This is a genomic window from Acinetobacter sp. SwsAc6 (assembly GCF_013391565.1).
GTDB classification, from domain to species: Bacteria; Pseudomonadota; Gammaproteobacteria; order Pseudomonadales; family Moraxellaceae; genus Acinetobacter; species Acinetobacter cumulans.
In genome coordinates, this window is record NZ_JACAXE010000020.1 from 25410 (window position 1) to 38240 (window position 12831).

Genomic DNA, 12831 nt, shown 5'->3' on the forward strand with positions numbered 1-12831 from the left:
TAATTTAACGTAATATTCTGTTTATGTAATTTTAATATTTATATTTATTTATAAAACAATAAATTATTTAATTTTTATTAAATATAGGTATATATATCCATACAATACTGAGAACGATGGATTCAAATATAACGACACATTTACACATTCTTCTTGGTTATTATTTATTAAAAATCGCTTGGAAGTCGTAAAGGATTTGCTCAAAGAAGATGGCCTGGTTTTCATTCAATGTGATGACAATGAACAAGCATATCTAAAAGTTTTAGCAGATGAAGTCTTTGGTCGTGAAAACTACTTAAACCAAGTTTCAGTAAAAATGAAACAAACGTCTGGTGCTTCTGGTGGTGGCGAAGACAAGCGCCTGAAGAAAAATATCGAATATATTTTGATTTACACCAAAAATATGAATAGTGAGAATGGTTTTAAAAAGTTCAACGATTTCTATGACGAAGTAGAATTGTTTGAATATCTAGAAACCATGAAGCAGCTTAAAAAGAGCTGGAAGTATACGCGTATCTTAAAAAGCGTTGGTACCAAAGAGCACATTAAGACATTAACAGATGGTTCAGGTGAGCCGATTGAGGTTTATACGCATAAAGGTGTGGTTCTAGAGCCGATCAAAAAGGTGATGGAAGAAGAAAACCTGACTGAAGCTGAATACTATCTGAAGTACTTTGATAAGATTATGCGCGACACGAATGCTCAAAGCTCAATTAGAACACGCGTGATGGAAGGTGTAACCGGGGTTCATGAGCTATTAAGCATTGAATATGTGCCTAGATCTGGAAAAAACAAAAATAAGGTAACGACTGTCTATTACAAGGGTGCCAAGTGCGATCAAATTGCTTGGTTGAGTGATATTGCGGTCAAAAGAGGGAAATATATCTTCAAGCTTGAAAAAGCTGGCACCTTTTGGGATGGCTTTCCGCTGAACAATTTAACAAAAGAGGGTGGTGTATTGTTCCCGAATGGGAAAAAACCAGAACTACTTTTACAGCGTATTATTGAGATCGCCACGGATGAAGGAGATCTTGTGCTCGACTTTTTCTCAGGTTCGGGTACTACGGCTGCTGTGGCGCATAAATTGGGTCGCAAATGGATTGCGATTGAGCAGATGGACTATATTGATGAAATCACCAAAACACGCTTAAAACGCGTAATAAACGGTGAGGACGGCGGTATCTCTAAACTTGTAAATTGGAATGGTGGCGGTTCATTTGTTTATTTTGAACTGAAGCGCTATAACCAGGCCTATCAAGATGGAATCTTGGCTGCAACAAGTAAAGGTGAGCTGGACAGTATTTATAATGAAATGGCTCAGAATGCCTTTTTAAAGTTTTGGTTTGATAAAAAAGACTTTGAGCGTGAGGAATCATTTAGGGCTTTATCACTAGACGATCGTAAAGTGCTTTTATTGCAAGTTTTGGATGAAAACCAGCTATATCTAAACCATGCAGATATGTTGGATTCAAAATTCAAAGTCACTCAGGAAGAGATTGCGCTCACTGATAAGTTTTATGGTGCACCTAATGTCTAGATTAAGCCCAACATTGGTAAAAGATACCTTAAAAGACTTCCTATATTATCGTATTGAAAACGACAGTGAATACATTGAGTGGGCTAAAAACTTTACTATCCCTCGCTATATCACTGATAACTTGTCGCGTACTTTAAGGGGGTATCAAGAAGAGGCTGTAAAGCATTTTATCTGGATCTATGATCAAGATCCGACTAAAGCCAAACACTTACTTTTCAATATGTCAACTGGTGCCGGTAAAACGCTCACCATGGCTGCTGTTATTCTCTTTTTATATGAGAAAGGCTACCGTAATTTCATATTTATGGTCCATCAATTGCAGATTATTGAACAGGCCTATATGAACTTTATTGATCCGCAATTTGAAAAGTATCTTTTCAATAAGAACGGCGTGAAAATCAATGGACGTTCTATTCCTGTTAAAGAAATCAAACTCTTTCCAGATTCACAAGGCAACGCTATTAACTTTATGTTTTTAAGTACGGCGTTCCTCTACAACAAACTTGTGAATGAGGTAGAAAATGGTTTGTCTGCAGAAGATTTCTTGAATAATAAAATTGTTCTGATTGCAGATGAAGCGCATCGACTTAACGTGAATACACGTAAGAAGATAAAAGAAGATGATGAAGCGATTACCAATTGGGAAACTTCGGTCAATACTGCAATCAAGGCACGGCCAGATAATCTTTTGCTGGAGTTTACTGCTACTGTTGACTTGGGCAATAGTGCCATCCATAGGAAGTATCAGGACAAATTAGTCTATAAATACGATTTCTTGAGATTCAATAAGGAAGGTTACAGTAAAGCGGTTTGCTTCCTTTACAACACTGAAACTCAGATCGCCGATCAAAAACGCTTATTGGTGATTAATGCCGTTGTATTGAGTGAATACAGACGTTTATTCGCTGAGCGTGATATGCAAGTCACGATCAACCCAATTATATTGGTGAAATCAACCAACATTAAACAAAGCAAGCTAGACCGTGAATTTTTCCATAAGGTGATTAATTCACTTAAGCCACAAGATTTAGATTATCTGAAAAAGCTAAGTGAAACCAATCAGACTAATTTGCAAGACGCTGAAGATAGCTTTCGTTTCTTGCGTCAAATGTTTGCTTGGATTGCCTCTCCGAAGTCTGGTCTATCCACGATCAGCGATAGAGATGGTTTAAAATCATTTATTTCTGAAATTAAAATTCGTTTTTCTTCAGATAACACGTTTGTTTACAACTCAACGGATAAAACCAATTCAACTTTGTTGCCGATTTTAGATGATCCTAAAAACTATAATCGGGTGATATTTTCAGTTGATGCACTCACAGAAGGTTGGGATGTTTTAAGTCTCTATGACATCATTCACTTTGATATTTCTGCAGCGAAAAAAGTATCGCTGCAAGATATTCAGTTGATTGGCCGTGGTGCTCGTTTATGCCCATATAAACTGCATAAATCATATCGTTTGAATAATGATAACCTTGACTTGTTTGATAAAGAACATGGCTATGAGTTTGACCAGTACAAACGTAAGTTTGACAATGCGATTGATGAATACGGGCGTGTACTTGAAACGTTCATGTACCACTTTGTTAAGACTGGCACGTTTTACGACAACTTAAAGTTAGAGCTTCTAGGTGAAGGGATTATTAATAAATCCACTGAAAAGCACACAATCACGCTTAAATCTGACTTTATGAACAGTGAGACATATAAGAAAGGTTTTGTCTTAGTCAATCAGCAAGAATTTAGAAATAAAACGACTGATTCTGAGATTGATACGACTTTTAAGCGTGAAATCAAAGCCAGTGCATACCAATTGCATGCTGGTAGCTTGACCGACAAGCAACAGAATCAGATCCAAGCTGAAGTTAACCATAAAACCATCGATCTGACTGAAGAATACTTTAGCCGACCGGTCTTGAAAAAGGCGCTCGTTGCGACTGAAGGGAACTTTTTTAGATTTAACTATCTAAGAGAGCATATCGTTGGGTTAGATAGTATGGATGAATTAATCGATAACTACCTACCGCTTTATCAGATCCGCTATTCATATACTGAAGATAAGGATATTCACGATCTGACCATTGATGAAAAATATCAGCTACTTTTGGGCATAATTTTACCTGAGGTACGTAAGGCTATTGATCGTCATATGCCACGTATCACGGGTAGTAAAACCTTTAAACCTAAATCGCTGTCTACTGTTTTTCAGCAAGAGAAAAACATTTACTTGGTTGCTTTCCCTGTTGAAAATCCTGATACGGGTGAAATCACTGTCAATGCTCCAGACGAACGTGCGATCGCACAATCGTTGCACCCAAATGAACAACTGAAGTTTAATGTTGAGGGTGCCGATTGGTATGCTTATAGTGAAAACTACGGTACGAGTGAAGAGAAGCTATTCGTAAAATTCATTTCGACTCAAATTGATGCCCTTAAACGTCAATATAAAGATGCTGAAATTTACTTAATACGTAATGAGCTAGACTACTGGTTATTTAGTCCTATTGATGGCCGTAGATTCAGTCCAGACTATATGTTGATCGTGAATGATACGGTGAACCAAGAGATGTACTATCAATGTTTGATTGAGCCTAAAGGCGGTCATTTGTTGGTGAATGACGAGTGGAAGGAAGAAGTACTGATCAGCTTGAGTGACGAGAGTTCTGTAATTTTTGATCCAGATGAAGAGGATGACGAAGGTTATAAGAGCTTCTTAAAAGAGGTGGAGAGTATGGGCTATAAAGAGATTAAGTGTTTAGGCTTCAAGTTCTTTAATAGCGATCCTCGTGGTGAAACTGATTTTGCATTGGATTTTAGGGCAACATTGCCACACTAATCTTGAAAACATTGACTCAAAAAGAAGCCCCGATATTCGGGGCTTTTTCATATCTGCTTTTACATATCGAACGACTGTCCACGTTCGTTAGTTTTGTTTAAATTCTGCGGTTCTATACCATACAGCTTTAGACCATCACCTAGAACGAGATCATCTACACGCTTTTCAAAACGAGTAAAGAAATCGTTCAGTCTTTGGAAGACTGGTGGTTCATCTAACAGTTTGGCCATGTTGTTTAATGTTTTACTTAGACTGTTCACAAGATTGAACTTTTGTTGACGGTCCAAAGACAAGCTGTTCGATGTATCTAAAAGGGTGGTGAGGCTTTCTTGAACCTTTAGATAGTTTTGATCATTGGTCACATTACTGACAATCAAATGCACTACTTTGTTTTTGATCTTCAATGTATCCAGATTCAATTGATCAAATGCAATGGTCCTATCAGTAAGATTTTCTCTAAATGTTTTGAGATTCTGCCACTCTGGATGTGCAGCCTCTAAATCAGATAAAACTTTCATGATTGACGCACGGTATTCGCTATCAGACGCACTAATCACAAAAAGTTCAGGATACGACCGCTTCTTAGAAACTTCTTCCTGAGCTTTATTGAGCTTATCTTCAGCGACAGCAATTGAACCCTCAACATCGGCAGTACTAATACCAGCTTCATGAATTAACTTTCTAGCTTTATACATTTCTGCTGAATGAAGCCAAAAAGCGGTAAAGATAGCTGACTTAGCGTAGCTTTGATGATCGATACCTTGCTGAAGATTTTGTTCGGGAATGGTCGAACGATCCACACTCTGCAATTTAACTGTATCTTTGTTGATGTCCTTGGATACATCAATATGTACTTTGGTATTTTGCATGCTATCCATACTTGGGTTTGTGCTACTGGTTGGTTCTTTGGCACCCATTTTCTCGAATTCAATATCACCGGCTTTAATCTTTTGATGGCCATCTGCAGTAGCGACAACTTTCAAAACATCATTTTGAACTTTGGTGACATCAATTTCAGAAAGGATCTCCATATAAGACTTAATGCCCTCAAGAGTCATGACGGGCGTAGATACGGGTGCCGTAGCGGTTGGAGTTGGTTTATCATCAAATGCTTTATCAAATGACGGCGGTTGGTACTTTGGTTTTGCATAGGATTTCGTGCTACCTGTACCAGCTGGTCCATCATAGTTAGCTTTTGATAGATCTTGTTTACGCTTTTCAATATTTGCGTTGTAATTTTCAATATTTGCTTGGTTTTTAGCACGTATGTTCTGCAATTCCAGATATTTTTCATCTGATTGTGCAATCACAATGCCGTAATTCGGTTGGTATTCTTTATTAGGGAACTTGGTTGCATAAGCTTCGCGTTGACGGTTGTAGCGGTTAATTGCATACGCAACTTCAGGGATCTTGTTGTCTATACGTTTGACGGCGTTATTCAGTTCTTTTGCCAACTCTGCAGCTAAACGTTCAACACCTAAATATTGACGAGCATCATCCCAATCAGAAACAGATAATTTATTTTGGAAAACCGGGGGTAGGGTGATACGTGTATTTTCATGTTTGCTCACATCACCTAACACACCACTTAATGAAAAGTTGTGACAAGCTTCTTGTAAGCCAGGATTCAAACCAGACTCAAGCGTTTGGCCAGCATCGTTATCATAACCAACAAATATATTGGCTTCAGGATTGATACTGCAGATAAGCTCAGCAACACTTGAGATATTGGATTTACTGTATGACGCTAAAACTTGTGTGTTTTCTGCAGTAAAACCCTCACCCAATAAACCAAGCTCTAAACCAGCATCCAACGCCTTACGTGCGCTGATCGCTGTTGCCCAACCCTCCTTGATCAAATAGTTCTTTGCATTCGGGTTAAAGACTTCATAGCCAACATCAGGATTTTTGCTAACAGGCAAGAATGCATCTTTCGTTTTGGCTTTATCAAAAAAGTACTTACCCTTATGCAGTACTTCTTCAAGCTTGTTGGTTTCTTTGTTGCGCTTTTTTTGGCGATGGTGGGTGATACGCTGTAAATTGACGACTTTGTTATTGGTGTCAATTAACGGTGCAAGAATGACAGCTCTGCTTTTACGTAAATCAAAGCCTTTTTTCTTTTCGCCCTCAAGCTCAGGTTCAAAGTTGATGAAATGCTTTTGATACGCTAATACATTCTCTACTGTTTCAACGAGAAGCTGTTGATTGGTAGCTGATTCAGGAAGTTCACGCTTTACTGCTTCAATGGCTTCATCACGGGTAAAGTTATCTTTACGCATGATTTTAGCGCCGTATGGCTCTAGGTTCTTTTCAACCATATACGGCATTTGTCGAATGTCGCGTTTAAAGGTCTGAAGGCTTCCAGTTTTATTATTAAAAAATGAATCGTCAATAATTTTACCAGCACGTTGCCACTCAATACGGATAGCGATTTGTGCAGCTAAGAGCTCTTTTTCTTGTTGAAGTAGATGCTTCTTTTGAGCTTCTTCAAACTCACGTACACGGCGATCAACATCTTCTTTGCTTGGTGGTTTGTAGTTAGGGTTTGAATCTCGTTGAGGCTTGATTACGTTCTTATAGTGGTCAGCAAAAGCAATTGAGATTTCAATGTCAGTTACACCAAAGCGGTGTCCTTTGAGTACTGGCCAGTATTCACCAGTATCACGGTTCATGTTTGGATAGATCCAATACATCCCTCGTGGTTTGACATTGTTGCTACTTGATTTACTAGGGTTATCTGATTCGGTGAGGCAAGGCACTTTTTCATCAAATACGGTCACGAATTGATATTTACCAGATGACTTGAATACGAATCCGTAGTTTCGCTCCAGTTCTTCTTGGAAAAACTGAAACATCGTATTTAAATCACAATTATGTCGGGCGCTCGGTACTTTCTCAGCCATAACAATTCCAATTTCTAATATATATTTAGGTGCAATGTGCTACCCAGGTTGCATAGGACTATTAATCATATGCTTAAGAAAATTTATACTTTTAGTATATACCGATTCTAAAAACATTTCTGTTTAATCTTTAATATAAGCTATGTCTAATAAAGGTTTAAAGAAAAATTAAAAGCTTTAATTTATTATTTTAATAAAAAATGTTTAAGCCCTCAATGTTATAATTTACAGATATTAAATAGGTTATGAATGACCACTTATTTAGGGTTAAATTACTTTTAATAATTTGAGGCTTTATATGTCAAAACATATTTTTTTGGGTTCTGTTGTAATCAATGGCAACGGCAATGTATACAGTTCAGGTTCCAACTATCAAATCGTTGGAAGTGGCAAACCAGTGACTAAGCAAGTACCTGTAAACCCATTTAACGAAATCTGTATGAAAGGTCCAATGAGTCTGAAGTTTTTTGCTTCAAGTGTTTCTAAAATGGAAATTACTGCAGACGACAATATTGTAGATCTTATTAGTGCGACTTTTCAGGGGGGTGTATTGGTTTTAGCTATTCAGGACAATGTAAGTTTTAGTACTTGTTCACCGTTAGAAGTATCGATCAGTCACCCAAATTTAAAAGCTATTGATTTAAAAGGTTCAGGCAATATTCAGGTCTTAAATCTTAATGAAGATAAATTCACAGCAAGTATTAGTGGATCTGGAAATATGGATTTAGACGGTACCGTTGAACACTGTGTCTTATCTTTGAGAGGTTCAGGCAATTTTGATGCATTACCATTGAAAAGCAACAATTTAGAAGTGGCACTATCTGGTTCAGGCAATATCTTTTGTACAGCTATCAATTCTGCTCAAGTACAGCTTTCAGGCTCAGGCAACGTTAAAGTTTATGGCAAACCAATCCATAAGTCACAAAACCGAACTGGTTCAGGAAACATTAGTTTTAAATAGGTCGATAAACCTAGTGCAATGAAAGTTTAGAGAAAAATAAACCCCAAAAGTTTGCTACCTTTGGGGGTCTATGTTTGACATTCAAATTATCGAAATAAAAATATTATTAATGAAGTTTTCGGACCATTCAGGATCGTTCGATTTACTCAAAATATCTTTGAGCCAAACCTTTAATGTTTCAATTGGATAATCTGCATTTTTGTATAAGTTAATCACGGTGATAATCTGTTGATTCAGTGCTGTTGTTGAATCATTACGTGCGATCATTTCTACAAGTTTTGTGTAGGCCTGAAGGAGTTCTGGTTCTTCAGCTCCAGTGACTTTACGGGGTTGCTTGCTAATCTGGCCAAGAATCTCAATAAATTGTTCTTTGACCAGCTCAATCGGGTGGATCTGACTAAATCCCTGTTGAGTCAGTAAGGCGTATGCGCGTAAAACCAAGCTAAACCAATTCTTTTTGGTCATGCTATCAGGATAGAGGCCTATATCATCCAACTGTTGTTTGATGCCAAAGAATAGGGCACTGATAGAGTAGTTCGGGTTAACCGTGCTTTGAATTGCAGTCGTCCACACGGCATTTTGCATTTTATGACGTATAACATCACGCGTGTAATCAACGCCGTATAAACATTTAAAATCGTTCCAGTCACTTAGATCTAGCTGTTCTTCAGTAAATTCAGGTCCAATCATGGCTGCGTTTACAGCTCGGCATGCTTCTGTTGCGTAATAGATACCGGGATTGCGCTTTATTTTGCTTTCTAATGCTGTTTTATGGTCATTATCATTGAAGATATAGAAGCGTGAAAACGGGAATTCGGCACGGAAATCACGTACTACATTCATGATGTTGCCAGCCACGTACACGACAATGACTGGAATAGAGTATTGAATTGATTCTGCAATTGCTTCACCAGTGGCGTAGCCCTCACAAAAGATTATCCGATCTTGGTTCCATGCATCCAATGGATCTTTAAATAAGATTTTGAAAGCGCCGTTTGCAAGTACACCACGTAATGTAAACTTATCTTCACCACGCTTGTTTTTATGTTCAGCGATGGTCTGAAGGAAAATGATTTGATTTTTGAGGTTTTGCCCCTCAACTAAAAGCTTGTTCTGACGTAGCGACTGTTGATCTAGATCTGGTTGCAGATCAATAATACGGTTCAGAATAATAGTGCTGTTCTTGTGTTGAGGGTAGTACTGGCTGACATAATCAATCAGCTCATTTTTAGTGAAGTTGCTTGGATTGTACAATCTAGCATGACTGAAGCTAATCTGCTTTTTCACATTGTAGTTGTGTGGACGGTTTGGCAAGGGTAGGCTTCTGGCCCATTCAAAACCCATATAGATTTGAGCCAATATCTCTTGGTCTTTTTTGTTCTTCTCAGCACTTTTGCATGAGCTTAAGAAGCGTTTAAGATCTTCTTCTTGCTGTTCCTTGGTATATACGGTATCACCAGGTTGCAGATCCATTTCTTGAATGTATTCATACAAGCTGTAAGTGAAGTTTGCACCGCCAGCATGAAACCAACCATAAGACATACGTGCGTTATCTAGATCTACAAGATACCAGGCCGTTTTTTTCTTATTTTTTGTGGCGTCATTGTGGTGATTGGTTCTGAGGTAAATACGTTTAGAGCTTCGTTCAAGCTGAAAGTCACTCTCACGATCAAATACAATGCCCTCATTTTCAAGATGCGATCTAAATATTTTAGATAGCGTACCAATATCGATACCATACTTGATCATGAGGGGGTTCATAAATAAAGAAACTCACTTATAAATATTTTATAACCAGCGGTTGAGCGACTACATATTTTGATGGGTTGTTGGTTTGCAACGTAATTTCGTGAGCGTAATGCCATGCCTTAGTGATACGGTTTAGGATGACACTTTCAAGGTCGTCTTCTAAGAATTCGTAAAGATTAAATCGCACGTTGTTTAAGATCAGTTTTTTATAACCTTTCACAAGGGTATTTAAAAAATTCTGAGATTGGTCCATAAAGGCGTTAACGTCAGCATCATAACTTATTGTGTTATTCACGACTGCATTATAAAAGTACTGCTCAGAATCAATTTTAATAATATGCATCTGCTCTAAGAATGACTCTAAATAAGCTGGATGCATATTTTTACTTAAAAACTTACAGATCCGCTTATTCTTGTTGTCGTTAAAATAGATGTATTTAGAGGTTAGCTCAGTATTAATCACTGTGACATATTCGCCGTCCACACGAAACTTCACGGTATTATTGTTGGTGAACTGCAGCATTAATTCTGTGAAGATATAGCTATCTAACGTTTTTTCATGCTTAAACGTCTGCTTGTCCAAGAAATTACTGTTGTACTGAAGATCTGCAACATTGGCATAGCTTTGAACGAATTGAGCGATGTCATTGTGCATGTTTTGGGTGTCGAGATCCGATACTTCAGTTGAAACCGATTGAAAGGCACTATTTTTATAAAGATGCCCTAATAATTCTGTTTGATTGTGGTTTTTAGGTTTAACTTTCAATCCAACTGTAAAATCGTCTTGCTCATAATTCCCTTTAATTAGATTGCTTAAATAACTTTCAGCTTCTTGAAAAGATACGTTTCCAAGGTTGTCTAAAAATGATTTTAAGGAAGTGCCATCTAATCGTACTGCAACATGAGATATAAATGATGGATCGAACTCGAAACGCATAATACTTCATTGATTGAAATGGGTATTAAAAGTATATAACAGGTTTAAGGAAAAAAGAATGAAAACCTTTAAGTATTATTACCATAAAAGTAATTTTGAATTGATTTAATAAGTTTAGTTTCGGTTTCTTGAGTATATAAACTACCTGAAATTAGTTTTAAGCCAGTATCAGTTTTAAGCCAATGTAGTGTATTAAAATGGTCATTAGCGATATGGCTACTCTTGTGCATGCGCGACACAAAACCAGTGTTCAGACCAGTATCAAACAGGCGTGGACAGCTTGGTGCGTGGACATGATAGAGGACTTCACGGCGTTGATTGCTAGAGGGTGATTTACCTACGCCACGGCGTACTGGCATACCTTTGTGCTTTCTATAACTACTGAGAAATGAATCAATCGTATCGTTATACGTGGGTTGCATCAGGTAGCCACGGTGATTGTAGATGTCAGTTTTAGGATGAATAGAGAAATTAAATAAGCTAAGCATTTTACCAAGTAAGATTAATAGCTCAGGACTACTTTTAAGGTTGGTACCAATCAAACTATCTTTAATAGTTTTAATAGTATCCGTGCGATACTCTAAAACCACATAGTCACCCCAATTAGAGGTTAAGCTTAAAGCATCTTCATCAGATATGTTGGCTTCAGTATCTTCATAGCAAAACACAATGATCAATACTTTAACGTTGTTGCCGTTAAACAAAACTTCGTTTTGATGCGCGAAAAAACCATATAAAGGTTTGTCGTTGTGTCCTAGACCTGGTGTATGAATAAAGTTGGTCCACTGAAAGTAGTAATTCAGCAAATGACCATCGACATAGCGACCGTTTTCATCATTCAATAGGGTGCGATATACATCATTTTCAAGCTTTAGCACGGGTTGGCTGTACCGCCAAGCGCTCAACGCTGCAGTCGTAAATGCAAAGTCATAAAAGTTAAACTCAGGGTTCATATTTTTATAGAACAATGCATAAGGCTGTAACACACTTTCCCATACCTGTAATGGGATAAAGATGTTGGAACCCCACTTAGGAATCTCCGCAAAATAACCAGTGCCATAGGTATGATTTACGTTATCCCAAAACAGGCGTTCTAGCTGTTTATAGTCTGGAATGTCTACGCTTTTAACCAATGATGCTGTACATAATGCTAACTTTTTCTCCAGTGCCAATAATTGACTGACAGGAGGGTATAAGCGACCAGCTTTTTGCGTAAAAACTTCCGCATTCAACTTTGATATAACATCAGCAAAGATTGAATCTTTCACTATACTGGTCATCCATAAAAAGTGTGTGAGGGTGGCTGATTTAGTATAAGGCATTCTAACAAGTTGTATGTATTCTATTAGGCGTAAAATTCTAAAAAGTTGATAATATATATCAGTTTTTAAAGCATTCACATTTCATACATAATTCCAACCTCGCTCAAATATAACATCTTATTGTTTGCAATTTCTAAACAGCAGTTTAACTAATCTGCAATATATCAGGGTAGAGTTGAGTATAGGGCTTAATCATTACTTTTGTTCAGCATGAGATAACAGTTTGTGGAATTTACGTGAATATAATTAAAAAAGCTTTAAAACTTATTAGAGATCGGTTATATTACGAATCAAGGGATATTACCCTATTTAATAAACTATTAGACTGAGATTGTTCTAATAGTTTTTTTTTGCCCTTTTTTTGACATTTCCTCTTTTTTCTTCTATAGCTTCTGCTATATTTCTCCATATTTTTCGTTATTTTGGTTAATATTTAATCAATGTTAAAAGCATAAATAATCAGCAACTTAGCCATTTATACCCACTACTATCCACAAAAACCTGTGCATAAAAAAACCAAATATTAAATCCCAAAATGGAATTTCTTCAATTTTAAGCTATAATTACGCACATAGTTTTAATCATT

The 12831-nt window shown here is 37.2% G+C and carries 7 protein-coding genes; 3 read left to right on the top strand and 4 right to left on the bottom strand.

What is annotated here, in order from left to right; genetic code table 11:
* Positions 1–91: 91 nt before the first annotated feature.
* The gene (locus HYG93_RS13005; RefSeq protein ID WP_178962541.1) at positions 92–1537 is read left to right on the top strand and encodes a site-specific DNA-methyltransferase; all 1446 of its coding nucleotides are present in this window, start codon (positions 92–94) and stop codon (positions 1535–1537) included.
* Positions 1530–4373, top strand: a complete 2844-nt coding sequence (locus HYG93_RS13010; RefSeq protein WP_058952593.1) for a DEAD/DEAH box helicase family protein — start codon at positions 1530–1532, stop codon at positions 4371–4373. The genes HYG93_RS13005 and HYG93_RS13010 overlap by 8 nt, the downstream gene beginning before the upstream one ends.
* Before the next feature lie 59 nt (positions 4374–4432).
* Here the strand turns inward: HYG93_RS13010 and HYG93_RS13015 are convergent, their stop codons facing one another.
* Positions 4433–7276, bottom strand: a complete 2844-nt coding sequence (locus HYG93_RS13015; protein WP_058952594.1) for a hypothetical protein — start codon at positions 7274–7276, stop codon at positions 4433–4435.
* A gap of 298 nt (positions 7277–7574) precedes the next feature.
* Here HYG93_RS13015 and HYG93_RS13020 point away from each other — a divergent pair, with 298 nt between their 5' ends.
* Positions 7575–8237: a GIN domain-containing protein gene (locus tag HYG93_RS13020; protein WP_058952595.1), complete on the top strand. Its 663-nt coding sequence runs from the start codon at positions 7575–7577 to the stop codon at positions 8235–8237.
* Between the two features lie 81 nt (positions 8238–8318).
* On the opposite strand, the gene HYG93_RS13025 is transcribed toward HYG93_RS13020, so the two are convergent.
* The 3 genes from HYG93_RS13025 to HYG93_RS13035 all read right to left on the bottom strand — a co-directional run bounded on the left by HYG93_RS13025 (position 8319) and on the right by HYG93_RS13035 (position 12191).
* Entirely contained in the window at positions 8319–9986 is a 1668-nt protein-coding gene (locus HYG93_RS13025; protein WP_227504919.1) for a virulence-associated e family protein, read from the bottom strand.
* A gap of 28 nt (positions 9987–10014) precedes the next feature.
* Positions 10015–10923 (bottom strand): hypothetical protein, encoded by a 909-nt coding sequence (locus HYG93_RS13030; RefSeq protein WP_005006163.1) that lies wholly within the window; start codon positions 10921–10923, stop codon positions 10015–10017.
* A gap of 68 nt (positions 10924–10991) precedes the next feature.
* The gene (locus HYG93_RS13035; protein WP_114190206.1) at positions 10992–12191 is read right to left on the bottom strand and encodes a hypothetical protein; all 1200 of its coding nucleotides are present in this window, start codon (positions 12189–12191) and stop codon (positions 10992–10994) included.
* Between the last annotated feature and the right edge of the window lie 640 nt (positions 12192–12831).

Coding starts and splice junctions, on each gene's coding strand:
- HYG93_RS13010 (WP_058952593.1), top strand. CDS start 1,530: ATGTCTAGATTAAGCCCAACATTGGTAAAAGATACCTTAAAAGACTTC.
- HYG93_RS13015 (WP_058952594.1), bottom strand. CDS start 7,276: ATGGCTGAGAAAGTACCGAGCGCCCGACATAATTGTGATTTAAATACG.
- HYG93_RS13020 (WP_058952595.1), top strand. CDS start 7,575: ATGTCAAAACATATTTTTTTGGGTTCTGTTGTAATCAATGGCAACGGC.
- HYG93_RS13025 (WP_227504919.1), bottom strand. CDS start 9,986: ATGATCAAGTATGGTATCGATATTGGTACGCTATCTAAAATATTTAGA.
- HYG93_RS13030 (WP_005006163.1), bottom strand. CDS start 10,923: ATGCGTTTCGAGTTCGATCCATCATTTATATCTCATGTTGCAGTACGA.